At 66.6% G+C, this 25,105-nt stretch carries 24 protein-coding genes; 11 read left to right on the forward strand and 13 right to left on the reverse strand.

Annotated features, from left to right (window positions below):
* Positions 1 to 16 precede the first annotated feature (16 nt).
* Entirely contained in the window at positions 17 to 787 is a 771-nt protein-coding gene (locus M6E97_RS26650; protein ID WP_003084341.1) for a cystine ABC transporter substrate-binding protein, read from the reverse strand.
* 292 nt (positions 788 to 1,079) lie between these two features.
* Here M6E97_RS26650 and M6E97_RS26655 point away from each other — a divergent pair, with 292 nt between their 5' ends.
* Positions 1,080 to 1,517: a DUF4399 domain-containing protein gene (locus M6E97_RS26655; RefSeq protein WP_003084345.1), complete on the forward strand. Its 438-nt coding sequence runs from the start codon at positions 1,080 to 1,082 to the stop codon at positions 1,515 to 1,517.
* A 55-nt stretch (positions 1,518 to 1,572) separates the two neighbouring features.
* Here M6E97_RS26655 and serA read toward each other — a convergent pair whose 3' ends face one another.
* Complete coding sequence (gene serA / locus M6E97_RS26660; protein WP_003084348.1) at positions 1,573 to 2,802, reverse strand: phosphoglycerate dehydrogenase; 1,230 nt, start codon at positions 2,800 to 2,802, stop codon at positions 1,573 to 1,575.
* A 203-nt stretch (positions 2,803 to 3,005) separates the two neighbouring features.
* On the opposite strand from serA, the gene M6E97_RS26665 reads away from it, so the two are divergent.
* The 4 genes from M6E97_RS26665 to M6E97_RS26680 all read left to right on the forward strand — a co-directional run bounded on the left by M6E97_RS26665 (position 3,006) and on the right by M6E97_RS26680 (position 6,679).
* The gene (locus M6E97_RS26665; RefSeq protein ID WP_033939719.1) at positions 3,006 to 4,400 is read left to right on the forward strand and encodes an FAD-binding oxidoreductase; all 1,395 of its coding nucleotides are present in this window, start codon (positions 3,006 to 3,008) and stop codon (positions 4,398 to 4,400) included.
* A 91-nt stretch (positions 4,401 to 4,491) separates the two neighbouring features.
* A complete protein-coding gene (locus M6E97_RS26670; RefSeq protein WP_003110705.1) occupies positions 4,492 to 5,157 on the forward strand; it encodes a fumarylacetoacetate hydrolase family protein in 666 nt (221 codons plus the stop codon).
* 98 nt (positions 5,158 to 5,255) lie between these two features.
* Entirely contained in the window at positions 5,256 to 6,245 is a 990-nt protein-coding gene (locus tag M6E97_RS26675) for an SdiA-regulated domain-containing protein (RefSeq protein ID WP_003128872.1), read from the forward strand.
* Positions 6,246 to 6,328: 83 nt separating this feature from the next.
* Entirely contained in the window at positions 6,329 to 6,679 is a 351-nt protein-coding gene (locus M6E97_RS26680; RefSeq protein WP_003084357.1) for a NirD/YgiW/YdeI family stress tolerance protein, read from the forward strand.
* A gap of 80 nt (positions 6,680 to 6,759) precedes the next feature.
* Here the strand turns inward: M6E97_RS26680 and aphB are convergent, their stop codons facing one another.
* The 6 genes from aphB to M6E97_RS26710 form a co-directional block, all read right to left on the reverse strand.
* On the reverse strand, positions 6,760 to 7,794 hold the full coding sequence (gene aphB, locus M6E97_RS26685; protein WP_003084359.1) for an acetylpolyamine amidohydrolase AphB: 1,035 nt from the start codon (positions 7,792 to 7,794) through the stop codon (positions 6,760 to 6,762).
* A gap of 15 nt (positions 7,795 to 7,809) precedes the next feature.
* Complete coding sequence (locus tag M6E97_RS26690) at positions 7,810 to 9,204, reverse strand: APC family permease (RefSeq protein ID WP_003110575.1); 1,395 nt, start codon at positions 9,202 to 9,204, stop codon at positions 7,810 to 7,812.
* A gap of 420 nt (positions 9,205 to 9,624) precedes the next feature.
* Positions 9,625 to 10,668, reverse strand: coding sequence for an extracellular solute-binding protein (locus M6E97_RS26695; protein WP_033939721.1), 1,044 nt, complete (start codon positions 10,666 to 10,668; stop codon positions 9,625 to 9,627).
* 47 nt (positions 10,669 to 10,715) lie between these two features.
* The gene (locus M6E97_RS26700; protein ID WP_003128877.1) at positions 10,716 to 11,504 is read right to left on the reverse strand and encodes an ABC transporter permease; all 789 of its coding nucleotides are present in this window, start codon (positions 11,502 to 11,504) and stop codon (positions 10,716 to 10,718) included.
* A complete protein-coding gene (locus tag M6E97_RS26705) occupies positions 11,501 to 12,430 on the reverse strand; it encodes an ABC transporter permease (protein ID WP_003112953.1) in 930 nt (309 codons plus the stop codon). The genes M6E97_RS26700 and M6E97_RS26705 overlap by 4 nt, the downstream gene beginning before the upstream one ends.
* Positions 12,427 to 13,476, reverse strand: a complete 1,050-nt coding sequence (locus M6E97_RS26710) for an ABC transporter ATP-binding protein (protein ID WP_003110578.1) — start codon at positions 13,474 to 13,476, stop codon at positions 12,427 to 12,429. The genes M6E97_RS26705 and M6E97_RS26710 overlap by 4 nt, the downstream gene beginning before the upstream one ends.
* 327 nt (positions 13,477 to 13,803) lie before the next feature.
* Between M6E97_RS26710 and M6E97_RS26715 the strand changes: the two genes are divergently transcribed.
* Positions 13,804 to 14,769 carry an SdiA-regulated domain-containing protein gene (locus M6E97_RS26715; protein ID WP_004364984.1) on the forward strand — a complete coding sequence of 322 codons (966 nt, stop codon included), beginning with the start codon at positions 13,804 to 13,806 and terminating at the stop codon, positions 14,767 to 14,769.
* Between the two features lie 38 nt (positions 14,770 to 14,807).
* On the opposite strand, the gene M6E97_RS26720 is transcribed toward M6E97_RS26715, so the two are convergent.
* The gene (locus tag M6E97_RS26720; protein ID WP_004364986.1) at positions 14,808 to 16,751 is read right to left on the reverse strand and encodes an autotransporter outer membrane beta-barrel domain-containing protein; all 1,944 of its coding nucleotides are present in this window, start codon (positions 16,749 to 16,751) and stop codon (positions 14,808 to 14,810) included.
* A gap of 289 nt (positions 16,752 to 17,040) precedes the next feature.
* Here M6E97_RS26720 and M6E97_RS31150 point away from each other — a divergent pair, with 289 nt between their 5' ends.
* Entirely contained in the window at positions 17,041 to 17,766 is a 726-nt protein-coding gene (locus M6E97_RS31150) for a CatB-related O-acetyltransferase (protein ID WP_034005639.1), read from the forward strand.
* Between the two features lie 42 nt (positions 17,767 to 17,808).
* On the opposite strand, the gene M6E97_RS26730 is transcribed toward M6E97_RS31150, so the two are convergent.
* Complete coding sequence (locus M6E97_RS26730) at positions 17,809 to 18,141, reverse strand: YegP family protein (protein ID WP_003110581.1); 333 nt, start codon at positions 18,139 to 18,141, stop codon at positions 17,809 to 17,811.
* A gap of 122 nt (positions 18,142 to 18,263) precedes the next feature.
* The gene (gene rpiA / locus M6E97_RS26735; protein WP_003084386.1) at positions 18,264 to 18,935 is read right to left on the reverse strand and encodes a ribose-5-phosphate isomerase RpiA; all 672 of its coding nucleotides are present in this window, start codon (positions 18,933 to 18,935) and stop codon (positions 18,264 to 18,266) included.
* Positions 18,936 to 19,169: 234 nt separating this feature from the next.
* Here rpiA and ilvA point away from each other — a divergent pair, with 234 nt between their 5' ends.
* The 4 genes from ilvA (at position 19,170) to M6E97_RS26755 (ending at position 23,081) form a co-directional block, all read left to right on the forward strand.
* Positions 19,170 to 20,708, forward strand: a complete 1,539-nt coding sequence (gene ilvA, locus M6E97_RS26740) for a threonine ammonia-lyase, biosynthetic (RefSeq protein ID WP_017001827.1) — start codon at positions 19,170 to 19,172, stop codon at positions 20,706 to 20,708.
* A 119-nt stretch (positions 20,709 to 20,827) separates the two neighbouring features.
* Positions 20,828 to 21,295 (forward strand): DUF2269 domain-containing protein, encoded by a 468-nt coding sequence (locus M6E97_RS26745; protein ID WP_003112958.1) that lies wholly within the window; start codon positions 20,828 to 20,830, stop codon positions 21,293 to 21,295.
* Positions 21,296 to 21,345: 50 nt separating this feature from the next.
* On the forward strand, positions 21,346 to 22,617 hold the full coding sequence (locus tag M6E97_RS26750) for an SDR family oxidoreductase (RefSeq protein ID WP_033939724.1): 1,272 nt from the start codon (positions 21,346 to 21,348) through the stop codon (positions 22,615 to 22,617).
* On the forward strand, positions 22,614 to 23,081 hold the full coding sequence (locus tag M6E97_RS26755) for a DUF2269 family protein (RefSeq protein ID WP_003084393.1): 468 nt from the start codon (positions 22,614 to 22,616) through the stop codon (positions 23,079 to 23,081). The genes M6E97_RS26750 and M6E97_RS26755 overlap by 4 nt, the downstream gene beginning before the upstream one ends.
* On the opposite strand, the gene M6E97_RS26760 is transcribed toward M6E97_RS26755, so the two are convergent.
* Positions 23,054 to 24,295, reverse strand: a complete 1,242-nt coding sequence (locus M6E97_RS26760) for an MFS transporter (RefSeq protein WP_023092297.1) — start codon at positions 24,293 to 24,295, stop codon at positions 23,054 to 23,056. The genes M6E97_RS26755 and M6E97_RS26760 overlap by 28 nt on opposite strands.
* Positions 24,296 to 24,344: 49 nt before the next feature.
* Positions 24,345 to 24,998, reverse strand: coding sequence for an HAD family hydrolase (locus tag M6E97_RS26765; protein WP_003084397.1), 654 nt, complete (start codon positions 24,996 to 24,998; stop codon positions 24,345 to 24,347).
* Between the last annotated feature and the right edge of the window lie 107 nt (positions 24,999 to 25,105).

The following is a 25,105-nucleotide window of genomic DNA, read 5'->3' on the forward strand; positions in this document are numbered from 1 at the left end:
CCGTTCGGGCGGGAACTCACTTCGGCGGCTGGCTGACGTCCAGGCCGAACCACTTTTCCGAGAGCTTGGCGAAGCGGCCGTCGGCCTTGATCTTCTCCAGCGCCGCGTTCAGCGCCTCGCCGAACTTCGGGTTGTTCTTCCGGTAGGGAATCGCCATGTTCGCCACCGGTCCCACCGCCGCGCCGGGCTTGACCGGGAGCTTGGCCTCGCGGATGGCGAAGGGGATCAGCAGGCGGTCGTTGAGCGCCGCGTCGATACGCTTGCTGGCCAGGTCCTGCAGGTATTCCGGGGCGCCCGGATAGGTGCGCACGTTGACGCCGGCCACCGACTTCGCCAGGTCGGCGTAGTTGGTGCCCTGGCCGACGCCGAGCTTGAGGCCCTTGAGGTCTTCCAGCGACCTGAACTGGCGGGTGTCGTCGGCGCGCACGATCAACTGGGCGCTGGAGATGGTGTACGGCTCGCTGAAGTCGAAGACCTTGCGCCGCTGCTCGTTCACCGAGACCTGGTTCAGCGCGATGTCGTACTTGCCGCTCTGCAGGCCGGCGAGGATGCCGCTCCATTCGGTGGTGACGAATTCCGGCTTGACCTCCAGCTCGGCGGCCAGCAGTTCGCCCAGTTCGGTCTCGAAGCCGGTGAGCTTGCCGCCCTGCTTGAAGTTGAACGGCGGATAGGTGCCCTCCAGGGCGATGCGCAGGGCGCCGCGCTGGTGGACGTCGTCGAGCAGCTCGGCATGGGCCAGCGGAGCGGCCAGGGATACCAGCATCAGCAGGCGGGGCAGAAATCGCATGTAGTACTCCTCGGGTGGGAATGAACGTCGGTCGGGCCTATGCTGTTCGTTCAGCTTAGCCGGGCCCGCGTCCTGGACAATCGCGAACCTACTGGGTTGCATGCGGTCTTTCCAGGGGTTGCGGGCATTGACCCGGATTATGTGCGCGAGCGCCGCTCTAACACGGGCTTCGCAGTGGAAATCGCTGTGCCAGCGATGCCTTTCCCTGATTCGGAAGGCACGAAGAGTGCCGGGGAAATTCCGTCCAGTGGCGTTTCCCGGGTGCTAACGGAAGTGAAAACAGGAGACTCCCATGAGAGTGACATTGCCTTGCCTCGGTCTAGCCGCCCTGATGTTCGGCGCATCCGCCAGCCTGATGGCTGCCGACCTGCCCCGGACGAAGGCGCCCGAAGGGGCGAAAGTGTATTTCATCACGCCGGCCGATGGTGCAACCGTCGACAAGACCTTCACCGTGAAATTCGGCCTGAAAGGCATGGGCGTGGCGCCGGCCGGCGTCGACATGCCGGATACCGGCCACCATCACCTGTTGGTGGACCTGAAGGAGCAGCCGGCGATGAACCTGCCGCTGCCGATGACCGACAACATCCGCCACTTCGGCAAGGGCCAGACCGAAACCGAGATCACCCTGCCGCCGGGCAAGCACACCCTGCAACTGCTGGTGGGCGACAAGAACCACGTGCCGCTGGAGCCGACCGTGGAGTCGGAGAAGATCACCGTTACCGTCAAGTGACGGAAACGAAAAAGGAGGCCGCTGGGCCTCCTTTTCCTTTCCGCCGGGCGCTGTCTTAGAACAGCACGCGGCTACGGATGGTGCCGTTGACCTGCTGGAGTTTCTCCAGGGCCAGGTCGGAGTACTCGGCATCGACGTCGATCACCACGTAGCCGACCTTATCGTTGGTTTGCAGGTATTGGCCGGAAACGTTGATGCCGTTGTCGGCGAAGACCTTGTTGATCTCGCTCATCACGCCGGGGATGTTGGCGTGGATGTGCAGCAGGCGGTGCTTGCCCGGGTGCGACGGCAGGGCCACTTCGGGGAAGTTGACCGAGGACACCGAGGTGCCGTTGTCGCTGTACTTGACCAGCTTCTCCGCCACTTCCAGGCCGATGTTGGCCTGTGCCTCGGCGGTGGAGCCGCCGATGTGCGGGGTCAGGATCACCCGGTCCAGGCCACGCAGCGGGCTGGCGAATTCCTCGTCGTTGGATTTCGGCTCGACCGGGAACACGTCGATGGCGGCGCCGATCAGGTGCTCATCCTTGATCGCGGCGGCTAGGTGGTCCAGCTCGACCACGGTGCCGCGCGCGGCGTTGATCAGGATGCCGCCCTTCTTCATCGCGCGGATTTCCTTCTCGCCGATCATCCACTGGGTGGAGGGCAGTTCGGGAACGTGCAGCGAGACGATGTCGGACATGCCCAGCAGCTCGTGCAGGCTGCCGATCTGCACCGCGTTGCCCAGCGGCAGCTTGGTCACGGTGTCGTAGAAGAACACCTGCATGCCCAGGGCCTCGGCGAGTACCGAGAGCTGGGTGCCGATCGAACCGTAGCCGACGATGCCGAGCTTCTTGCCACGGATCTCGAAGGAGTTCGCCGCGCTCTTGATCCAGCCGCCGCGATGGCAGGAAGCGTTCTTTTCCGGGATGCCGCGCAGCAGCAGGATCGCCTCGGCCAGTACCAGCTCAGCCACAGAGCGGGTGTTCGAGTAGGGCGCGTTGAACACGGCGATACCGCGTTCGCGAGCGGCGTTGAGGTCGACCTGGTTGGTGCCGATGCAGAAGCAGCCGACCGCGATCAGTTTCTTCGCGCAGTCGAAGACCTCTTCGGTCAGCTGGGTGCGGGAGCGAATGCCGATGAAGTGCGCATCGGCGATCCTTTCCTTCAGCTCGTCGCCGGAAAGCGCGGTCTTGAGGTACTCGATGTTGGTGTAGCCGGCGGCCTTCAGCGTGTCCACGGCGTTCTGGTGGACACCTTCGAGAAGAAGGAACTTGATCTTGCTCTTGTCGAGAGAGGTCTTGCTCATCTGCGTAAACCTGTTGTCCCGGAGGAAGTGGCTGGAAAGCGAACTGCGCGAAGCGGGTCCGGCCGGCGCTGGCCGGCACCCGCAACTCGGCGCCCAGAGGCACTAAGCGCGGGGGGCGTATGCTAGCATGTTCTCCCTTTTCCTTGCCCGGTTGCGACCTGAGTTGTTCTCAGGGCGACCATGAATCATTTGAGAGTTCCCGAATGACCCGCGAAGCCCTGATCGAATCGCTCAAGCCCCTGGTCGAGCCTGGCAAGCTGCTCGACGACGCCGCCTCCCTGGACGCCTACGGCAAGGACTGGACCAAGCATTTCGCCCCTGCGCCGCTGGCCATCGTGTTCCCCAAGAGCGTCGAGCAGGTCCAGGCGATCGTCCGCTGGGCCAACCAGCACAAGGTCGGTCTGGTCCCGTCGGGCGGCCGTACCGGGCTCTCCGCCGCGGCCGTGGCGGCCAACGGCGAAGTCGTGGTGGCCTTCGACTACATGAACCGGATCCTCGACTTCAATGCCTTCGACCGCACCGTGGTCTGCCAGCCCGGCGTGGTTACCAAGCAATTGCAGACCTTCGCCGAGGAAAACGGCCTGTACTACCCGGTTGACTTCGCTTCTTCCGGTTCCAGCCAGATCGGCGGCAATATCGGCACCAATGCCGGCGGGATCAAGGTCATTCGCTACGGCATGACCCGTAACTGGGTGGCCGGGATGAAGGTCGTCACCGGCAAGGGCGACCTGCTCGAGCTGAACAAGGACCTGATCAAGAACGCCACCGGCTACGATATGCGCCAGCTGTTCATCGGCGCCGAAGGCACCCTGGGCTTCGTGGTCGAGGCGACCATGCGCCTGGAGCGCACGCCGAAGAACCTCACCGCTATGGTCCTCGGCACGCCCGACTTCGACTCGATCATGCCGGTGCTGCATGCCTTCCAGAGCAAGCTCGACCTGACCGCCTTCGAGTTCTTCTCCGACAAGGCCCTGGCCAAGGTCCTGGCCCGTGGCGACGTACTGCGGGCGTTCGAGACCGACTGCCCGTTCTACGCCCTGCTGGAGTTCGAGGCGACCACCGAGGAAGTCGCCAACGAGGCGCTGGCCACCTTCGAGCACTGCGTCGAGCAGGGCTGGGTGCTGGACGGGGTGATGAGCCAGAGCGAGCAGCAGTTGCAGAACCTGTGGAAGCTGCGCGAGTACATCTCCGAGACCATCTCCCACTGGACGCCGTACAAGAACGACATCTCGGTCACGGTTTCCCGGGTGCCCGCCTTCCTCAAGGACATCGACGCCATCGTCGAGGCCAACTACCCGGACTTCGAGGTGGTGTGGTTCGGCCACATCGGCGACGGCAACCTGCACCTGAACATCCTCAAGCCGGAAAACCTCGGCAAGGACGAGTTCTTCGCCAAGTGCGCGACCGTCAACAAGTGGGTGTTCGAGACCGTCGAGAAGTACGACGGCTCGATTTCCGCCGAGCATGGCGTGGGCATGACCAAGCGCGACTACTTGACCTACACCCGCTCGGAAACCGAAATTGCCTATATGAAGGCACTGAAGGCGGTGTTCGACCCCAACGGGATCATGAATCCCGGCAAGATCTTCGCCGAGTAGCAGGTTTCGCAACGCAGAGGGCCGGTCATCCGGCCCTTCTCGTCTGTGGCGGGCGCCACGGATGCCTTTCCACCCGTTCAGGAGTCGGTAAATGAGTTACCAGCATCAATATATCGACGGCACCCCGATCCACTTCCCCCTGGGCAAGCTGGTCTGCGTCGGGCGCAACTACGCCGAACACGCCAAGGAACTGAACAACCCGGTTCCCACCGAGCCGCTGCTGTTCATCAAGCCCGGCTCCTGCGTGGTGCCGGTGAGCGGCGGGCTGAGCCTGCCGCAGGAGCGCGGCTCGGTACACTACGAGGCGGAAATCGCCGTGCTGATCGGCAAGCCGCTGTCGCGCAAGCCGAACCGCGAGGAGGTCCTCGACGCGATCTCCGGCTATGCGCCGGCGCTGGACCTGACCTTGCGCGAGGTCCAGGCGAAGTTGAAGGAAAAGGGCCTGCCCTGGGAGCTGGCAAAGAGCTTCGATGGTGCCGGCGTGCTGTCGCCGTTCGTGAACGCCGACCAGTTCCCCGACCCGACCGACATCGGCATCCGCCTGACCATCAACGGCGAGGTACGCCAGGACGGCAACAGCCGCGACATGCTCAATCCGATCGTGCCGCTGATCCAGCACATCGCCGGGCATTTCTCGCTACAGGCCGGCGATGTGGTGCTGACCGGCACGCCGTCCGGGGTCGGGCCGCTGAACAGCGGCGACGAGTTGCTGCTCGAATTGCCGGGCGCCAGCCGTTTCGAGACCCGCGTGCTCTGAACCGCTGCGGCCGCCGGGGGCGGCCGACCTCCCTAGCGCCGGCAGCGGAAGCGACTGTCGGTCGGCTGGCCGACGCTTCGATTGACAGGCCGGGGGCAATGCCCTTTCATGGCGACGCCCAAGAAAACACCTGGCCAAACAGTCGAGCCTCGCCCATGTCCCTTGCCTCCAAGCTTCCCCGTTTCCGCTGGCTGCTGCCGGCGTTCGTCGTGCTCGTCGGCGTGGTGCTGACCATCGTCATGCATTGGGACGATCGCGCCGGCCTGTGGTGGAAGGAAAGCCAGGCCAGCCAGCAGCAGCGCGACGAAAGCATCTGGCTGCCGGGCTATCGGGTGGTGATCGACGCCAAGCCGTTGCAGGGCCTGGAAGAGGACGAAACCTCGGACCTGGCCTACAACCCGGCAACCAGGACCCTGTTCACCGTTACCGGCAAGCGGCCGCTGCTGGTGGAGCTGTCGCTCACCGGCGACGTGCTGCGCACCATCCCGCTGCTCGGCCTGAGCAATCCCGAAGGCGTGGCGGTGCTGGAGAACGGCAACGTCGCAGTGACCGACGAGCGCCGCAATACCCTGACCATCTTCCATGTCGACCCGCAGACCGCCGAGCTGAGCACCAAGAGCCTGGCCGAATTCCCGCTGGGCAATATCGGCAAGAAGAACAAGGGCTTCGAGGGCATTGCCTGGGATCCGCGCCAGCAGCGTCTGTTGCTGAGCAAGGAGCGCGATCCGATGACCCTGTTCAGCTGGAAGAGCGACGGCGGGCCGAGCCTGAGCGGGGCGATGACCGCGCTGCCGAGCGACGACCTGTACATGCGCAACGTCTCGGCGCTCAGCGTCGACCCGCGTACCGGCCATACCCTGGTGCTGTCGGCCGAATCGCATCTGCTGCTGGAGCTGGACGAGAAGGGCGAGCCGGTCAGCTTCATCAGCCTGCTCGGCGGCTTCAACGGCCTGGACAGCAAGATCCCTCGCGCCGAAGGGGTGGCCATCGACGACGAGGGCACCATCTACATGGTCAGCGAGCCGAACCTGTTCTACGTGTTCCGCAAGAAGAGCGGCGAGCGCCTGGCCACCAGCGACGCCGATTAAGCTTCGCTTAAGCGCCGATTAAGCCTGGTTTCAGCAAGGCTTCGTAGCCTGGACCCATCGAAACCAACTACGAGGCGTTACCCATGAAACTTCGTCACCTGCCCCTCATCGCTGCCATCGGCCTGTTCTCCACCGTCACCCTGGCCGCCGGCTATACCGGCCCGGGCGCTACCCCGACCACCACCACGGTGAAGGCCGCGCTGGAAGCCGCCGACGACACCCCGGTGGTCCTCCAGGGCACCATCGTCAAGCGCATCAAGGGCGACATCTACGAGTTCCGCGACGCCACCGGCAGCATGAAGGTCGAGATCGACGACGAAGACTTCCCGCCGATGGAAATCAACGACAAGACCCGGGTCAAGCTGACCGGCGAAGTCGACCGCGACCTGGTCGGCCGCGAGATCGACGTCGAGTTCGTCGAAGTGATCAAGTAAGGCCCTGAATCGAAACGGCCCGCCTCTCTTCCGGGAGGCGGGCCGTTTCGCGTTCCGACCGGTCGAAGTTGCGGGTGGGCTTACCGGTGAACCCCTTCGAAACCCTGTAGCACGTTCACCGCGTTGATCCCGATTTCCTCCACCGCGTAGCCTCCCTCCATCACGAACAGCGTGGCCAGGCCGAGCTTGCCGATGGCTTCGCCCATGCGCAGGTAGTCGGGGCTGTCCAGGCGGAACTGGGAAATCGGGTCCTCCTTGAAGGTATCCACCCCCAGGGAAACGATCAGGACGTCCGCCGCATAGGCCTGGATCTGCCGGATCGCCGCCTGCAGCGCCTGGCTCCAGGTCGCCCAGTCGCTGCCGGCCGCCAGTGGGTAGTTGAAGTTGTAGCCGGTGCCGACGCCGTTGCCCTTCTCGTCGGCGTAGCCGAGGAAATAGGGGTATTCGAAGCGCGGATCGCCGTGGATCGAGGTGAACAGCACATCGGCGCGGTCGTAGAAGATGTCCTGGGTGCCGTTGCCATGGTGGTAGTCGACGTCGAGGATCGCCACCCGCCCGGCGCCCCGGTCGAGGAAGGCCTGGGCGGCGATGGCGGCATTGTTGAAGAAGCAATAGCCGCCCATGTAGTCGGCCGCGGCGTGGTGGCCCGGCGGGCGACAGAGCGAAAATACCGAGCGCGCGCCGTTGGCGAGTTCGGACTGGCCGCTGAGGGCGACGTTGGCCGAACTGGTGATCGCCTGCCAGGTCCCGGCGGTGATCGGCGCGCCGGCGTCGAAGGAGTAGTAGCCGAGGCGACCGTCGATATTGTCCGGCTCCGTCTGCCGCAGGCGCCGGGTCGGCCAGGCGATCGGCAGCATGTCGTGGCTGCGGCCGGTGGCCAGCCAGTCCTGCCAGGCGTTCTGCAGGAAACGCACGAAACCCTCGCTGTGCACCCGGCGGATCGGTTCCAGGCCGAAGTCGCGCGGTGCGCGGACTTCGCCGAGGCCGACGGCCTTCACGCAGTCGAGGACCATGTCGGCGCGGCTGGGTTTTTCGAAGCAGGGGGTGAACTGGCCGCCGATCAGTTCGTGCCGGCCGTGGTGCAGGCGATGGTCGTCGCTGTAGATGGTCAGCATGTCGGGCTCCCGGGCTCAGTTCTGTTCGGAGAAGGTCACGGTCGGCGCCTTGCGGCGGAAACCGCCGGTATGCAACGCCAGGTAGGCGAGGCCGGCGGCGAACCAGGTCAGGCCGATCACCAGGGTCAGCGCCGAGAGGCTGGTCCACAGCCACAGGGTCAGGCCCAGGCCGATGGCCGGCACCAGCCCGTAGCGCAGCAGGTCGCGCGGGGCGCGGCGGCCGTCGAGCAGCAGGTAGCTGCGGATCACCGCCAGGTTCACCGCGGAGAACGCCACCAGCGCGCCGAAGCTGATCATCGAGGCCAGGGTGGTGAGGTCGATGACCACCGCCAGCAGGGAAATCACCGAGACCACCAGGATCGCGATCACTGGCGTCTTGAAGCGCTCCGAGAGGCTGCCGAACACGCGCCGCGGCAGGATGCCGTCGCGGCCCATGCTGTAGAGGATGCGCGACACCGAGGCCTGCGAGGCCAGTGCCGAGCCGGCGGCGCCGGCGACGTAGGCGGCGGTGAAGAAGCTGGCGAGGAACTTGCCGCCGGCCGCCAGCATCACTTCGTTGGCCGCCGACTCGGCGTCCTGGAATACGCTGCCGGGGAACACCAGTTGGCTGAAGACCGCCAGCACGGTGAACAGCAGGCCGGCGCCGACCGTGGTGATGACGATGGCGCGCGGGATGTCGCGTTGCGGGTCGCGGGTTTCCTCGGCCAGGGTCGAGACCGCGTCGAAGCCGAGGAACGACAGGCACAGCACCGCCGCGCCGGCCATCAACGGGGCGAAGCCCGGCTGGCTGCCGTCGCCGACGAAGGGCAGGCTCAGGTCCAGCGAGGGGATGCCGGCCAGGTGCTTGACTGCCATGGCGACGAACACCACGGCGAAGACGAACTGGGCGCCGACGATCACGTTGCTCATGCCGGCCACCGAGCTGATGCCGATCACGTTGAGCACGGTGACCAGGCCGATCGCCGTGAGCACGAAGACCCAGGCCGGCACCATCGGGAAGGCGATGTTGAGGAACAGGCCGATGAGCAGGTAGTTGATCATCGGCAGGAACAGGTAGTCGAGCAGCAGCGACCAGCCGGCGAGGAAGCCGACGCAGGGGCCGAAGCTGAGGCTGGTATAGGAATAGGCCGAGCCGGCGATGGGATATTTCTTCACCATGAAGCTGTAGGAAAAGGCGGTGAAGAGCATCGCCGCCAGGGTGATCAGGTAGGCGCTGGCGGTGCGACCGCCGGTGATCTCGGTGACTACCCCGTAGGTGGTGAACATGGTCAGCGGAACCATGTAGACCAGCCCGAAGAAGACCAGGGCGGGGAGCCCGAGGATGCGCCGCAGGCCGGTGCCCTGGGCGCTGTGGACGTACTCGGGGCGCTTGCCGCCGATGAGGATGCCGTTGTTGCGTTGGCTGGCCATGTTCCGCTCCTCGCGAAATGCCGTATCGATCCCGCAGGCGGCCGCGTGGGCGGACCTTTCCTGCGCCGGGTGAATGGACGGGCTAGTGGAAAGCCGCTGGGGTTTCCGCCGGGTCGGTGGAGAGGGCAGTGACGAGAGGGCGCGCGGCGTGTGCGGGCACGGGCGTTGGGGCGTCGATAGTGTTCATGGCGTTCTCAGGAAGCGTTCTTGTTGGATTTCTAGCTCACGGTCGCGAGGTTCCCTTGGGCTCTGCCGGCGCCGTTTCCGCGGCTCCGGGCGACCCCTCGAGGAGGGCGCGGTTCGACTCTAGCAATCCGGTTTCGCCGGGGAGAACCCTGTAGACGGTCAAAAAGGGATCGAGATGGCCAAACTGGCTGGCCGGCCAGCGCTGGCGCGAGCTGGCCGCCAGCGCCGCGTCGATCATTTCTTAAGCTTGGTCCAGACCTTGCTGCGCAGCGCCAGGGCTTTCGGCGAGCAGAGCTTGAACGGCTTCAGGCGGTTGAGCTTGTCCTGCGGGGTGTTGATCGCCGGGTCGTCGAACAGCGCCTTCTCCATGAATTTCTCCGAGCCGACGATGGCGTTGTTGTACTTGGCGAAGTTGGAGGCGGCGGCGATGTTCTCCGGGCGCATCATCCAGTCGATGAAGACGTGGGCTTCCTTGACGTTGCTGGCGACGCGCGGAATCGCGAAGTTGTCGATGAACAGCCGGATGCCTTCCTTCGGATAGACGTATTCGAGGCTGGCGCGTTGGGCGTGGGCGCGGTGGAAGGCGCCGTTCCACTGCTGGTGCATGGCGACCTCGCCGGCGGCCATGCGCTCGATGGTGCCGTCGCTGTTGTACATGGCCAGCGCCGGCTTTTGCCTGAGCAGCAGGTCGAGGACCTTTTGCGCTTCCCTGGCGTCCTCGGTGCATTCGTCGATGCCGAGGTAGTAGGTGGCGGGAATGAACAGTTCCTCGATGGAGTTCAGCGCCACCACCTTGCCCTTCAGCTCGGCCGGTGGTTCGAAGAACGGCTTCCAGCTTTCTTCCAGCCTGCCGCCCGGCACCTTCGCGGTATCGTAGCTGTAGCCGGTGGTGCCCCAGAGATAGGGAATGCTGTAGTCGTGGCCGGGATCGAAGCCAAGGGTCCGGAAGTTTTCCTTCAGGTTGCCCAGGCTCGGCAACTGGCTCTTGTCGAGCTTTTGCAGCAGCCCCTCCTTGACGAAAATCTCTATGAAGCTGTCCGACGGCACCACCACGTCGTAGGCGCCGCCACCGGCCTTGAGCTTGGCCAGCAGCGTCTCGTTGCTGTCGTAGGCGTCGAGGGTGGCCTTGATCCCGGTGTCCTTCTCGAACTTCTTCAGCAACTCCGGCGGGTAGTAGTCCGACCAGTTGGCGAAGTGCAGGGTGCCTTCGGCGCGAGCCTGGCCGCCCAGGGCTAGACCGGCGGCGAAGAGCAGGGTGAGCGGTGTGCGGTAGGTCATGGTGGACTCCTGGCGATCTTCTGTTTTTTCTTCGTGGAGGCAGATTCTCAGCGGCGGCGTTGGCCGAGGTAGTACGACAGGGCGACGAAGGCGATGGAAATCATGAGGATGATCGATGAAATCGCATTGATCTTCGGGGATATGCCCATGCGGATGGAGCTGAAGATGTACACCGGCAGGGTGGTTGCGCCGGCGCCGGCGACGAAATAGGTGATGACGAAATCGTCCATCGAGATGATGAACGCGAGCATCGCCCCGGACAGCACGCCGGGCATCAGCAGCGGCAGGGTGATTTTCCAGAAGGCCTTCCACGGCGAGGCGTAGAGGTCGGCGGCGGCCTCTGCCAGGCGCGGGTCCAGGCCCTCCAGGCGGGCGCGGATCGGCAGGTAGGCGAAGGGGATGCAGAACACGATGTGGGCGATGAGGATGGTGAACAACGACAGCTTCAGGCCGATGAAGGAGAAGAACATCAGGGTCGCCACCGCGGTGACGATCTCCGGCACCAGCAGCGGCAGGCCGAGCACGCCGTTCATCAGGGTCTGTCCGCGGAAGGCGCGACCACGCATGCCCAGCGCGGCGAGGGTGGCCAGGACGGTCGAGGCCAGGGTGGCGAGGGTGGCGACGATCAGCGAGTTCTTCGCCGCGCGGAGGATTTCCGGATCGTTGGCCACCACCGCGTACCATTTCAGGCTGAAGCTCTCCCAGAGCGTCGCCGACTGGCCGCTGTTGAAGCTGAGCACTACCAGCACCAGGATCGGGATGTAGAGGAAGGCGAAGAACAGCCAGGCGGCCTGGCGCACTCCGCTGAAGGTCCAGAGTGGATTGCGGCCGTTCATGGCTGGCCTCCGCCGGCGTTGGCCCGGAAGCGCAGGTTGTAGATCAGCATCGCTAGCAGGACGAAGGCCAGCAGGGCGAACGAAAGGGCGGCGCCGAACGGCCAGTTGTGCGCGGTACCGAATTGCAGCTGGATCAGGTTGCCGATCATCAGCGCCTTACCGCCGCCGAGCAATTCCGGAATGATGTAGCTGCCCAGGGCCGGGATGAATACCAGGATGCAGCCGGCGACTATCCCCGGCATCGCCAGCGGCACGATCACCCGCCGCAGCGCTTTCCAGCGGTTGGCGCCGAGGTCGAATGCCGCCTCCACCAGGCGCCAGTCCATCTTTTCCAGGCTGCTGTAGATCGGCAGCACCATGAACGGCAGGTAGGTATAAAGGAGGCCGATGATCACCGCGTTGTCGGTATAGAGCAGCCCCAGCCCGGTGTCGGTCAGGCCGATGCCTTGCAGGCCGGCGTCCACCAGCCCGCCGTTGCGCAGCAGCAGGATCCAGGCGTAGACCCGCACCAGCAGGTTGGTCCAGAACGGCACGGTGACCAGGAACAGCAGCAGGTTGCGCCGACGTTCCGGTTGCAACGCCAGGTACAGCGCGGTGGGGAAGCCGAGCGCCAGGCAGCCGAGGGTGGTCAGCAGCGACAGCCAGAACGAGCGCTGGAAGATGCCCAGGTAGTCGGCGTTGAACACCAGGCTGTCGTCCAGGTCGCGTTCCCAGAGGAAATTGAGGTAGGCCTCCAGGCTGTGCTGGCCCCATTTCACTCCGCCGTAGTCGCCGGATTGCTGGATCGACACGGCGAACATGATGCCCAGCGGGATCACCAGGAACAGCACCAGCATCAGCATCGCCGGGCTGCTCAGCAGCAGGCGCCGACGCAGCTGCCGGCGTTCGGCCGACTGTTGCGCGGTAGGTCGCCCGGCGGTGCTCATTCGGCGAGCACCCGGATGGCGGCGGCGGGAATCCGCACCCGCACCTTCGCCCCCGGACTGTGCGGGCAGCGTGCGCCGTCGCGGTTCTGCTGGCGCACGCGGAAGCCCGGCTGGCCGGCCACGTTCAGGTGGTAGACGGTATCGGTGCCGACATAGACGATGTTTTCCAGCACGCCTTCCAACTGGCCGTCGGCGGCCAGTTCGGTGCGCTCCGGGCGGATCGCCAGGGTCACCGCGCCGCTGCCCGGGGTCGTCGCGGCCAGCCGCTGGCCGTCCGCCAGGCGCACGCCGTCGGCGTCGGCCTGGCCCTCGAGGAAGTTGGTTTCGCCGATGAAGTCGGCGACCGCCCGGTTCAGCGGCGCCTCGTAGATGTCGCTGGGCGTGCCGACCTGCAACACCTTGCCCTTGCTCATCACCGCGATGCGGTCGGACATGGTCAGCGCTTCCTCCTGGTCGTGGGTGACGAAGATGAAGGTGATCCCGGTCTCGTGCTGCAGGCGCTTCAGCTCGATCTGCATTTCCTTGCGCAGCTTCAGGTCCAGCGCCGACAGCGACTCGTCGAGCAGCAGCACCTTGGGCCGGCTGGCCAGCGCGCGGGCCAGGGCGATGCGTTGCTGCTGGCCACCGGACAACTGGTCGGCGCGGCGCTTGCCGACCTCCGGCAGCTTCACCAGCTCGAGCATGCGGCTCACGGTGGCGTCGATCTCGCTGCGCGGGCGGCCCTGCATCTCCAGGCCGAAGCCGATGTTGTCGGCGACGCTCATGTGCGGGAACAGCGCATAACTCTGGAACACCGTGTTGACCGGGCGGCGGAACGGCGGCAGGCCTTCCATGCGTTCGCCATAGAGGCGGATGCTGCCGGAGCTGGGTTGTTCGAAACCGGCGATGAGGCGGAGGAGGGTGGTCTTGCCGCAGCCGGAAGGGCCGAGGAGGGTGAAGAATTCGTTGGCGTGGATATCCAGGGACACATCGTCAAGGGCCTTCAGGCCTTGGCCGGGGGTACCGAATTCCATGCAGATCCGCTCGATGGCTATCGCGCTGGTCATGCTGAATTCCATGCAGTCAAGCAGTTGTTATTGTTGAGGTTTTGCGGTTTCTGGGGCCCGCTTCACCTGCTGCGGTTCGATAATGACCGGGGCGCCGCGGGCGCAGAACGATAGATGCGGCCAATAAGGGATCGAACAGGCCAATCTGGTGGCGCTGGAAGAAGACTGCGGATGCTCTCTTGTCGTCTCTTTCGGACAGGAAACTCGGACCTGTCCGAGTCGCCCGGGCGGCTGGCTGACTTTAAGCTTGGCTTCAGCCTGGAGCCGTAGCTTGCGTAGGAAAGGTCGGGCGCAGCCCGTTTCCATACAGCGTACAGGCTCTATGCTATGACTATCCACGCCCAAACTCCCGAGCCGTTTTCAATGTCCCGAGCTTTTACGCCTCGCCGTCTGCTGCTGGCCGTCCTGCTGGTCGCGCTGACCGCGCTGGTCCTTCTCGGCCAGAGCTTCCGCGTCTTCGACCGGGCCTGGTTCGCTGTCCAGGAGTGGCGTCACGCCGATGCCTGGAAAGAGCGCTCGATATGGCTGCCGGACTACCGCGTGCGGATCGAGGCGCAGCCCATCGAGGGGTTGAACGACGACGTTTCCGCGCTGACCTTCGATCCCGACCGGCGCACCCTGTTCACCGTGACCAACCAGCCGGCGCAGATCATCGAGCTGTCCTTGCAGGGCAAGGTACTGCGGACCATCCCGCTGACCGGCTTCGGCGACGCCGAGGCCATCGAGTACATCAGCCGCGGTGTCTACGTGATCACCGACGAGCGCCAGCAACGCCTGGTCAAGGTGCGCCTGGAGGACGATACGCGCTTCATCGACGCTGCCGATGCCCAGCAGCTTTCGCTGGGTATCGGCCTCAACGGCAACAAGGGTTTCGAGGGGCTGGCCTACGACGCCGAGGGCAAGCGCCTGTTCGTCGCCAAGGAGCGCGACCCGGTGCGCATCTACGAGATCCACGGTTTCCCCCACACCCAGGCGGACAAACCGTTCGCCGTGCACGTGGTGGACGACCCCGGGCGCGACAAGCGCCTGTTCGTCCGCGACCTGTCCAGCCTGCAGTTCGACGAGGGCACCGGGCACCTGCTGGCGTTGTCCGACGAGTCGCGTCTGGTAGTCGAGCTGGACACCGACGGCGAGCCGGTCAGCACCCTGTCGCTGCTGCGCGGCATGCACGGCCTGAAGCGCAGCGTGCCGCAGGCCGAGGGCGTGGCGATGGACGACCGTGGCGTGCTCTACCTGGTCAGCGAGCCGAACCTGTTCTACGTGTTCAGCAAGGACGAGCCGGCGCAGCCCTGACGCGGCTGCGGGGACGGCAGGAGCGTCCCCTGGCCCGCTCAGAACTGCCAGTTCACCCCGAGCGAATAGCCCGCCTGGTTGCCTTCGCTGTGGGCGAAGCGGCTGTTGGCTTCGGCGAAGACCCCGAGCTGCTCGGTGATCGCCAGTTGCGCGCCAAGCTGGGCGCGGCCGAAATCCTTGTCCACGCCGCCCATGTCGGCGACCCGGACACGCCCGTCGCCGCGGCTGGTCAGGTCCATGTCCTCCAGGCGTCCGTCCGCCAGCTCGCGGACCCAGCGCAGGCTGGCGTAGGGTTGCAGGCGCATTCTCGCACCCAGCGCCAGCTCGCCGCGCAGGCGCCAGCCGAGGCTCGCCTCCAGCGAGTCGTAGTCCTGCTTCTCGTAGCCGAGTGCGGTACGCAGGGCCTCGTCCTCGCGGAAGTCGTCGATGCGGTAGCGCATGTAGTCGAGACCGGCCAGCGGCCCGCTCCGCAGTTCGCCGAAGCTGAAGTCATAGCCGCCTTCCAGCCGGGCGCCCCAGGACCAGGCCGAGGTGTCGCCCGACAGACGCTGGTCGAGCAGCACCGGCCCGCCGGCGGCCTGGAGGTAGACCGAACGCTTGCTGTCGTAGCGGGTATGCCCGAGGTTCAGCTCGCCGGCCAGCCATTCCGGACCGCCGTCGTTGTACAGGCCGAACAGGCCGAGCTGCCAGGTGTCGCCCTCGATGCGCCCGCCATGGTCCAGCTTGTCGCGGCTGCGCTGGAAGGCCAGGCTGCCGCCGAGGGTCAGGGCCTCGCTGTAGCGGTAGTCGCCGAGCAGATGCACGCCGGCGCGCCTGGACTCCGGATCGCCAGGCATGTCGAAACCGCTGTCCGGCGAGACCTCGCCCTCCGCGCCCACCTCGCCGTCGAAGCTGCCTACCGGCCGGTTGCTGCCGAGCAGGGTCAGCCAGCGGCGGTCGTGCAGGCGGGTCAGTGCCTGGTGCTGGCGCTGCAACTGGTCTTCCATCTGCCGCGCCAGGGCGCCGCCGGAGGCGGTGGAGGCCAGCAGGTCGGCGTTGGTCAGCTCCAGCACCAGGCGCGTCAGCAGGCGGGAAAAGTCGCGCATGCGTTGCTCGATGCGCTCCTGGCCGAGGGCGTTGGTCAGTACTTCCTTGTTGTCCTCGGCCGGGTCGTGCCAGGTTGAGCCGCCGGGAATCGCCGGGTTGTCGGTCTGCTCGTAGCCGTCCAGGTCACCCAGTTCCCAGTTGGTCGCCTCGATGAACAACACCGGGATGTCCATCCCGTTGAAGCTTTCGCCGTCGCTGCAGCAGCCGGTACCCGCCGGGTATTCGGCGTTCAGGCCGGGGTTGGTGAACAGCGGGATGTCCAGCTCGCGGGCGATGCGCAGGATCTGTTCGCGGTAGGCGCCGAGGGCCGGGTTGGACACGCTGTTGGAGCCGGCATGGGCGTACATCTTGTCGCCGGTGACCAGGCTGTCGAGGTTGATCATTCCCAGCAGGTTGGCGCGCTGGCTGGCGTCGAGGGACTCGACGTAGGCACGCGAACCGCGCAGGCCTTCCTCCTCGGCGCCGAAACCGACCACCTCGAGGCCGTTCTCCAGGGCGATGCCGCCGAGGTTGCGGGCGATCTCGGTGAGCACCGCCGCGCCCGAGGCGTTATCGTCCAGGCCCTGCAGGGTCGGGCGACCGTAGTAGGTGTCGTAGTGCGCGCCGAGTACAAGGAACTTCCCGCTGCTGCCGGGCGCCGAGGCGATGACGTTCTGCGAACTGCGGTTGCCGGCCCAGGTGAAGTCCTGGCGACTGGTCTGGTAGCCGAAGCCCAGGCGCGACTGCATCAGTTCGCTGGCACCGGCGAAGCTGGCGGTGCCGCGATAGCGGCCCGGGTAGTCGGTGATCAGGCGCTCCAGGGTCTCCCCGGCGTATTCCCCGTATTGATAGGCGTTGGCACCCAACGACAGCGCAGCACATCCCAGGCCTACAGCGACAGCTAATGGTTTGAACACGGCACTTTCCTCTGTGTCGGTACGATGGTGCATCGAATGATGCTCGCGCCGCGAAAAGCAGGATGCGGACCGTTTCATGTCCTTGGAGCACGAATTGACGCCTGGGCGACCTGCGGTGTCGCCAGGTTGTAAGAAGCGTCGCTCCTGGCGATGGGCAGGAAGCTTCGTGCAGGACGTAGTGTTACCGGCGATGGCCGCTACTGGGGCGTGACTTCCCGTTTCGGGGCTTGGTAACCGCGAGCGGTCGATTTACAGTGCTCGCCCTGCCGATCTCCTGGATACCCGTCGCATGAACATTTTCCGCGAAGCCCTGCTCAACCGTCGCCTGAAGAAGGCCCTGGCACGTCACGGTTGCCGCATGGCCAGCGGGGTCGAGACGCTGCGCGACGGCACGCAGGTGACGCTGGAGCCGAACGTGAAGCTGGGCAAGGCGAAGATCCACTCGCCAGCACTGGAGGTCGGTGCCTATACCGACGTGGTCAGCGGCTGCGAGTTCTTGGAGGTGGCCAGCATCGGCCGCTTCTGCTCGATCGCCACCGGGGTGGTGATCGGCCAGCCGCGCCGCTCGCATCCAATGCACTGGCTGAGCACCCACGCCTTCACCGCCAATCCGAAGCTGTTGCGCAAGCCGTTGCAGCCCGAGCGCGAAGCGGCCCCGGCGCGGATCGGCCACGATGTATGGATCGGGCGCGACGCGCTGATCCTCGATGGGGTGGAGATCGGCACCGGCGCGGTGATCGGCGCGCAAACGCTGGTCAATCGCGACGTGCCGCCCTACGCGGTGGTGGCGGGTTCGCCGGCGCGGGTACTCCGCTATCGCTTCGCGCCGGAGCTGATCGAGCGACTGCTGGCGAGTCGCTGGTGGGAGTTGCCGCTGGACGTGCTCGGCGAATTGCCGCTGGACGATCCGCAGGCCTGCGTCGAGGCGCTGGAGCGTCGGCCGCCGCAGGCGCGCCAGGAGGCGCGGCGCTTGCGCATCCGGCACAAGCCGTTCGCCATCGAATGGCTGTCCTGAGGCCCGCAGCCGCCGCCGGCGTCGACGGCGGCCAGGGCTGGATCAGCTTTCGTCGCTGAGGCCGGCTTCCGGCGCTGCGCGCTTCACCGACTGCACGCCGGCTTCGGCGTTGGCCTGGCTGGCATAGAGCTGGCTCTGGCCGACGACCTGGCCATTGGTGGCCTTGAGCACGAAGTGGAACTTGCCGTTGTTGGCCGGCTTGACCTCGAAGGCACCGTCGCGCTGGGAGTTCTTGCGCACCGACTCGATGCCGCCGAGCGCCGAGTCCTTGGCCTTGTACAGTTCGCTGGTGAGAATGATCTCGCCGTTGGCGGCATGCAGGTTGAAGTGGAACTGGCCGTCTTTCGCTTTCTTCAGATGGAATTTGGCTGCCATGTCTAGCTCCTTGTTCACGGGGTGCGGCGGATCGCAACGGACCAGCCGTCTGCTGAGACACAGCGTAGCCGCTTTTGTTGCAGTGTCGCCCCGCACCGGTCATCGGCCTGGGGCGAGCGGGCTCAGGCCTTGAGGGTCTTGACGCCGTCGGCGGTGCCGAGCAGCAGCAGGTCGGCCGGGCGGGCGGCGAACAGGCCGTTGGTGACCACGCCGACGATGGCGTTGATCTTCTCTTCCAGTTCCACCGGGCTGTCGATGCGCAGGTTGTGCACGTCGAGGATGATATTGCCGTTGTCGGTCAGCACGCCTTCGCGGTAGACCGGATCGCCGCCGAGCTTCACCAGTTGGCGGGCGACGTGGCTGCGAGCCATCGGGATGACCTCCACCGGCAGCGGGAACTGGCCGAGGATGGGTACCAGCTTGCTGGCATCGGCGATGCAGATGAAGGTCTTGGCCACCGCGGCGACGATCTTCTCGCGGGTCAGCGCGGCACCGCCGCCCTTGATCAGCTCCAGGCGCTCGTTGCTTTCGTCGGCGCCGTCGACGTAGAACTCCAGCTCGCTGACCGTGTTCAGCTCGTAGACCGGGATGCCATGCTCCTTCAGGCGCTTGGCGGTGGCCTCCGAACTGGCCACTGCGCCGTCGAACTCGGCCTTGTGGCGGGCCAGGGCATCGATGAAGAAGTTGGCGGTGGAGCCTGTGCCGACGCCGACGATGCTCTTGCTGTCGAGGTGCGGAAGAATGTGGTCGACGGCGGCCTGTGCCACTGCCTGCTTGAGCTGATCCTGGTTCATCCCGGGTGCCTGTCTGGTTGCCTGGCCGGCCGTCCCGGCGGCGCAGGCGGAGGGTGCGCGCGGCCGTGGCGGCCCGGCGGGTTTCCGGCACGTCCTGTGCCGCTGCGATACGAAGGGACGAATTATAGCGGCCTGGCGTCCTCCGGTCTTGCCCCGGATGACCGGCAGTCGCGGTGTTTTCCTGCGGCGCGCCGGTAGTCCGCCCGGCGGGCCTGGAGTAGACTCCGGGCTTCCGTGAAGTCCGCCGAACCGCCTCCGATGCTCGAACAATACGTCAAGAAGATCCTCACCTCGCGCGTCTACGACGTCGCGGTGGAAACGCCCCTGCAACCCGCCCGCCAGTTGTCCGAACGCCTCGGCAACCAGGTCCTGCTCAAGCGCGAGGACCTGCAGCCGGTGTTTTCCTTCAAGATCCGCGGCGCCTACAACAAGGTCGCGCAGCTCACCGAGGAGGAGAAGGCCCGCGGGGTGATCGCCGCCTCGGCCGGCAACCACGCCCAGGGCCTGGCCCTGGCGGCCAAGCGGCAGGGGATCAGGGCGGTCATCGTGATGCCCAAGACCACCCCCGAGATCAAGGTCCAGGCGGTGCGCGCCCACGGCGCCAAGGCGGTGCTGCACGGCGACGCCTTCCCCGAGGCGCTGGCCCACGCGCTGAAGCTGGTCGACGAGAAGGGCTACACCTTCGTCCATCCCTACGACGATCCGGACACCATCGCCGGCCAGGGCACCGTGGCCATGGAGATCCTCCGCCAGCAGCCCGGCCGCCTCGATGCGATCTTCGTCCCGGTGGGCGGTGGCGGACTGGTCGCCGGCATCGCCGCCTACGTCAAGTACCTGCGTCCGGAGATCAAGGTGATCGGCGTCGAGCCGGACGAGTCGAACTGCCTGCAGGCGGCCATGGCCGCCGGCGAGCGGGTGGTGCTGGGCCAGGTCGGGCTGTTCGCCGACGGCGTGGCGGTGGCGCAGATCGGCCAGCACACCTTCGACATCTGCAAGGACCACGTCGACGAAGTGATCACCGTCAGCACCGACGAGATCTGTGCGGCGATCAAGGACATCTACGACGACACCCGCTCGATCACCGAGCCGGCCGGCGCGCTGGCGGTGGCCGGGATCAAGAAGTACGTCGAGCGCGAGCGCGCCGAGGGGCAGACCCTGGTGGCGATCGACTCCGGCGCCAACGTCAACTTCGATCGCCTGCGGCATGTCGCCGAACGCGCCGAACTGGGCGAGCGCCGCGAAGCGATCATCGCGGTGACCATTCCCGAGCGGCCGGGCAGCTTCAAGGCCTTCTGCGAGGCGGTCGGCAAGCGCCAGATCACCGAGTTCAACTATCGCTACCACAGCGGCAGCGAGGCGCACATCTTCGTCGGCGTGCAGACCCACCCGGAGAACGACCCGCGCGAGGCGCTGGTGGCCTATCTGCGCGAGAAGGGCTTCCCGGTCCTCGACCTGACCGACAACGAACTGGCCAAGCTGCACATCCGCCACATGGTTGGCGGCCATGCGGTGAAAGTCAGCGACGAGATGGTGTTCCGCTTCGAATTCCCCGAGCGGCCCGGCGCGCTGTTCAACTTCCTCACCAAGCTCGGCGGGCGCTGGAACATCTCGATGTTCCACTACCGCAACCATGGCGCGGCCGACGGCCGGGTGGTGGCCGGGTTGCAGGTGCCGGAAGACGAGCGCCACCTGATCCCGCAGACCCTGGAGGCGATCGGCTATCCGTACTGGGACGAGACCGCCAACCCGGCCTACCAGCTGTTCCTCGGCTGACCCGCGGCGGCTCGCCGACGCGGGCTGCTAAGCTTCACGGGCAGGTGATCTCCTTCCTCGGGAACTGAGCCCGCCCCCGGCCCCTCAAACGGGCCGGGAACACGGACAAGGATGCGCTGATGGAACATTTTCTCCAGATCAAGATTCTCCACGGAGTCGCCACCGTGCTGCTCTTCGGCGGCCTGCTCGGCCTGGCGTTCTACGCCTGGCGCAGCTGGCGGACGGGCGACGCGGCGCGGGTCGCGCGCGGTTTCAAGCGGGTCCGCCTGATCGGCTGGCCGCTGCTGGGGCTCAGCCTGCTGGCCCTGCCGGTCAGCGGCTGGTGGCTGGTGCACCTGGCCGGCTGGCCGTTGGGCCAGAGCTGGCTGCTGTTCGGCGCCTGCCTCTATCTGCTCGGCTGCATCTTCTGGCTGGTCCTCGCCGGCCGCCTGGCGCGGGTCCAGCACCAGGCCGGCGCCGCCGAGACGGCGGGGGCCGCGCTGGGCGAGCAGACCCTGCGCGAGATCAAGGTGGGCCTGGTCATGGCCCTGCTCGGTGCGGCCAGCTTCATCGCGGTGGCGGTACTGATGGTCAGCAAGCCGCTCTGAAAAGCCAACGAAATGGACTTCACCGGCCTTCGCCGGTTCTGTAGGAACGCATGCGTATTCTGCTGGTAGGCGCGGGAGGTTTCGTCGGGCGGCACCTGCTCCCGGCGCTGCTCGCCGCCGGACATGAACTGCTCCTCAGCGCGCGCCGCCCGCCGGCCGATGCGCCTGCCGGCGTACGCTGGCTGGCGCTCGACCTGGAGCGGCTTGCGGAAAGGCCGGACAGCTTCGCCTGGCCCGCCGGGGTCGACCTGCTGATCAATGCCGCCGGCACCATGAGCCTCGACGAGGCGAGCATGGCTCGCGTCCAGGACAGCGGCGCGCGAACACTCTTCGATCTCGCCGCCGCCCATGGGGCGAAGGTCCTGCAGATTTCCGCGCTGGGCGCCGGTGCGCACCCGGACGTGGCCTTCCTCGCCAGCAAGGCGGCGGCCGACCGCCACCTGCTGGAACTGGGCATCCCGGCGCTGGTGCTGCGCCCGTCCCTGCTGCTGGGGCCGGGCGGCGCCAGCAGCGCCTGGCTGGAACGCCTGTCGCCGCTACCGCTGATTCCCTTGCTGGACAATCGCGCGCGCCTGCAACCGCTGCATGTCGAGGACCTGGTCGGCGCGGTGCTGGCCTTGCTGCGCTGCTGGCCGGAGCGGGCGCAGGTGATTCCGCTGGTGGGCCCGCAGGCGCTGACCCAGGGCGAGCTGCTGGACGAGCTGCGCCGCGCCCAGGGTTGGCCGCGCGGCCGCTATGTGGTGCCGCCCGCGGCGCTTCTCGATGCGTTGGGCGGGCATGGCCGGCGTGCTGGCTGGCGGACACTGAGTCCATCGATGCTGAAGCTGGTGCGCCACGACAACCTGGCCGACCCGGCACTCCTCGATGCGGCCTGCGGCTATCGTTGCGCGCCGCTGGCCAGTCGCCTGCTCGGCTGGCCGCAGGCGGCACGCAGCCTGGCGGCTCTGATGCGGCCGCTGATGCTGGCGGCCCTGGTGCTGATCTGGTTGGGTACCCTGGTCGCCTGCCTGGGGCCGGGTTACGGCTGGGGCCTGCGGATCCTCGGCGAGGCCGGCATCCACGGCTGGCCGGCGAGCCTGGCGGTGATCGCCGGGGCCTTGCTCGACGGCGCGCTCGGCGTCGGCCTGCTGCTCCGCCGCTGGCGTCGGCGCGCGCTGCTGGCGCAGTTCTGGCTGATGCTTGGCTACAGCCTGGCGATCAGCCTGATCCTGCCGCATTACTGGTACGACCCCTACATGGCGGTCGGCAAGAACATCGTGCTGATGGTGGCCACGCTCTGGCTGCTGGGCGACGAACCTAGAGCCAGGGAGGCCCGTGGATGAACCTTTACCTGCTGCTGAAGACCCTGCATATCCTTTCCTCGACCATTCTTTTCGGCACCGGCCTGGGGTCGGCCTACTACGCCCTGCGTGCCTGGCGCAGCGGGCAGTTGCCGGTGATCGCAGTGACCTTCCGCCACCTGGTCACCGCCGACTGGCTGTTCATCGCCACCACCGCGGTGTTCCAGCCGCTCAGCGGCCTGGCCATGGTGCATGTCGCCGGCTGGTCGCTGGCCCAGGGCTGGTTGCTGTGGAGCCTGGGCCTCTACGTGTTCGCCGGGCTCTGCTGGCTACCGGTGGTGTGGTTGCAGATCCGCGTACGCGACATGGCCGAGGCGGCCTTGCGCGAGGCGCGGCCCATCGAACCGCTGGCGTACCGCTACATGAACGCCTGGTTCATCCTCGGCTGGCCGGCCTTCATCGCCTTCATGGTCATCTTCTACCTGATGGTCAACAAGCCGGTCTGAGAGTCCGCTCGGCGCAACCAGAGCAACGCCAGGACCAGGAACGCCAGGGAGCCGCCCCAGTACAACCAGGCGAAGCCGCCGGGCCGCTCCAGCAGGAGGAAGGCCAGGGCCGGGCCCAGCGCGGCACCGAGGTCCTGGACGATGGAGTAGCGGGTCATGAAGCCGACCACGTCGCCGGCGCGGGCGACGTCGGCGGCGAGGGCGTCGGTCAGGGTGGTGAGGGCGGTGGCGACCAGCATCACCAGCAGGGCGATGGCCAGCCAGGCGAGAATGGGCAGCCTGCTGGAAAGCAGGCCGAAGCCCATTGCGCCGACCAGTAGCGCCGCCACGTAGAAGCGCCGACGCCCGCGCGGGCCATCCGACCAGGCACCGAAGCGCCCGGCCAGCCAGGGCTCCCAGGACCAGCGCAGGGCCTGGATGATCCCGGAGAGGCCGGCGGCGCTGAGCGCCAGGCCGAGCAGGCTGACCTCGGTGCCGAAGCTGCGGGCGATCAGGGCGCTCAGGGTGGCGGCGAGTACGCCCTGGATCAGGAGCGCGGTGGCGAAGCCGCTGAGGATCACCAGGCCGCGCGGCGGCGGGCGCCTGGCGACGCTGGTGGATGCCGTTGCGGCGGAGGTCCGCGCATGTCCGGCGGGACTCTCCGGCAGGTCGAAACCCTTCGCCAGCAGCGGCAGGCCGAGCAGTGCCAGGAACGCGAAGGACAGCGCCAGCGCCGGCAGGCCGAGGACCGGCACCAGCAGCCCACCGAGCAGCATGCCGACCAGGCTGCCCAGGCGGTAGAGGCCGTTGTACAGGCCCATGGCGCGGCCGCGCTGGTGGTCGGCGGCGCAGTAGACCACCGCCGAGAGCCCGCCGATGCGGAAGAACGACCAGCCGATCCCCCACAGTCCGCGCAGCAGCACCCAGGCCAGGAAACCGCTGGCCAGGCCGTAGCCGGCGGTGCTCAACACGCCGATGACGACCGCCAGGAGCAGGCCGGTCTTCAGTGCCAGGTGCTTGTACAGGCGGCCGATCAGCGGATTGAAGGGCAGGCGGATCAGGCGGTTGATCGACAGCAGCACGCCGACCTGCCAGAGCGCCTCCAGGCCGACCTCGTGCCAGTAGATCGGCAGGGCGATATAAAGCATCGAATCGCCGGCCAGGCATAGCGCGGTGACCAGGGCGACGATCACGACCGGCCGCAGCGAGCCGGGAGTGGGGGCGGTGTGGGGCATCCTGGGTCCGCCGTGGCGCCGCCCGTCGGACGGCGCACTTGTCAGTGGGTCAACGCAGGGAAATGATCGGCCAGCCGCGTTTTTCCGCCTCGGCGCGCAGGCGCGGATCGGGGTCGACGGCCACCGGCCGGCTGACCTTCTCCAGCAGCGGCAGGTCGTTCAGCGAGTCGCTATAGAAGCTGGCGCCTTCCAGGTTCAGGCCGTTCTCGTCGAGCCAGCGTTGCAGGCGAACCACCTTGCCGCCCTGGAAGCAGGGCACGTCGAAGGTCTGCCCGGTGTAGCGGCCGTCGCGCATCTCGCACTCGGTGGCAATCAGGGTCTCCACCCCGAGTCGTTCGGCGATCGGGCCGGTGACGAAGCGGTTGGTGGCGGTGATGATCACCAGCCGGTCGCCGGCGGCGCGGTGCTCGGCGAGCAGCGCCTCGCCCTTGGCCAGCACGATCGGCTCGATCACTTCCTGCATGAATTGGCGGTGCCAGGTTTCCAGCTGGGCCATCTCGGTGCGACCGAGGATCGCCTGGGTGAAGGCCTGGTAGGCAAGGACGTCGAGCTTGCCGGCCACGTAGTCGGCATAGAAGGCGTCGTTGCGCGCCTGGTATTCGGCGGCGTCGACCAGGCCGCGCTGGCACAGCCATTCGCCCCAGCTATGGTCGCTGTCGCCGGCGAGCAGGGTGTTGTCGAGATCGAAAAGGGCCAGACGCACGGGGTGACTCCATCGGTTGGCGGGTGGTGGGAGGGCCGCGAGAGCCTTTTGCGAAGGCTCCCACCGGGCCTTGGGAAAACCCCTAGCCTACCGGCTTTTGCCGGCCC

Source organism: Pseudomonas sp. B111, assembly GCF_026428275.1.
GTDB lineage: Bacteria > Pseudomonadota > Gammaproteobacteria > Pseudomonadales > Pseudomonadaceae > Pseudomonas > Pseudomonas aeruginosa.

Coding starts and splice junctions, on each gene's coding strand:
- M6E97_RS26695 (WP_033939721.1), bottom strand. CDS start 10,668: ATGACCTACCGCACACCGCTCACCCTGCTCTTCGCCGCCGGTCTAGCC.
- M6E97_RS26690 (WP_003110575.1), bottom strand. CDS start 9,204: ATGGCCAGCCAACGCAACAACGGCATCCTCATCGGCGGCAAGCGCCCC.
- M6E97_RS26700 (WP_003128877.1), bottom strand. CDS start 11,504: ATGAACGGCCGCAATCCACTCTGGACCTTCAGCGGAGTGCGCCAGGCC.
- M6E97_RS26745 (WP_003112958.1), top strand. CDS start 20,828: ATGGAACATTTTCTCCAGATCAAGATTCTCCACGGAGTCGCCACCGTG.
- M6E97_RS31150 (WP_034005639.1), top strand. CDS start 17,041: ATGAACATTTTCCGCGAAGCCCTGCTCAACCGTCGCCTGAAGAAGGCC.
- M6E97_RS26655 (WP_003084345.1), top strand. CDS start 1,080: ATGAGAGTGACATTGCCTTGCCTCGGTCTAGCCGCCCTGATGTTCGGC.
- serA (WP_003084348.1), bottom strand. CDS start 2,802: ATGAGCAAGACCTCTCTCGACAAGAGCAAGATCAAGTTCCTTCTTCTC.
- M6E97_RS26730 (WP_003110581.1), bottom strand. CDS start 18,141: ATGGCAGCCAAATTCCATCTGAAGAAAGCGAAAGACGGCCAGTTCCAC.
- M6E97_RS26755 (WP_003084393.1), top strand. CDS start 22,614: ATGAACCTTTACCTGCTGCTGAAGACCCTGCATATCCTTTCCTCGACC.
- M6E97_RS26710 (WP_003110578.1), bottom strand. CDS start 13,476: ATGACCAGCGCGATAGCCATCGAGCGGATCTGCATGGAATTCGGTACC.
- M6E97_RS26670 (WP_003110705.1), top strand. CDS start 4,492: ATGAGTTACCAGCATCAATATATCGACGGCACCCCGATCCACTTCCCC.
- M6E97_RS26665 (WP_033939719.1), top strand. CDS start 3,006: ATGACCCGCGAAGCCCTGATCGAATCGCTCAAGCCCCTGGTCGAGCCT.
- aphB (WP_003084359.1), bottom strand. CDS start 7,794: ATGCTGACCATCTACAGCGACGACCATCGCCTGCACCACGGCCGGCAC.
- M6E97_RS26680 (WP_003084357.1), top strand. CDS start 6,329: ATGAAACTTCGTCACCTGCCCCTCATCGCTGCCATCGGCCTGTTCTCC.
- rpiA (WP_003084386.1), bottom strand. CDS start 18,935: ATGAACCAGGATCAGCTCAAGCAGGCAGTGGCACAGGCCGCCGTCGAC.
- M6E97_RS26715 (WP_004364984.1), top strand. CDS start 13,804: ATGACTATCCACGCCCAAACTCCCGAGCCGTTTTCAATGTCCCGAGCT.
- M6E97_RS26750 (WP_033939724.1), top strand. CDS start 21,346: ATGCGTATTCTGCTGGTAGGCGCGGGAGGTTTCGTCGGGCGGCACCTG.
- M6E97_RS26705 (WP_003112953.1), bottom strand. CDS start 12,430: ATGAGCACCGCCGGGCGACCTACCGCGCAACAGTCGGCCGAACGCCGG.
- M6E97_RS26675 (WP_003128872.1), top strand. CDS start 5,256: ATGCCCTTTCATGGCGACGCCCAAGAAAACACCTGGCCAAACAGTCGA.
- M6E97_RS26650 (WP_003084341.1), bottom strand. CDS start 787: ATGCGATTTCTGCCCCGCCTGCTGATGCTGGTATCCCTGGCCGCTCCG.
- M6E97_RS26760 (WP_023092297.1), bottom strand. CDS start 24,295: ATGCCCCACACCGCCCCCACTCCCGGCTCGCTGCGGCCGGTCGTGATC.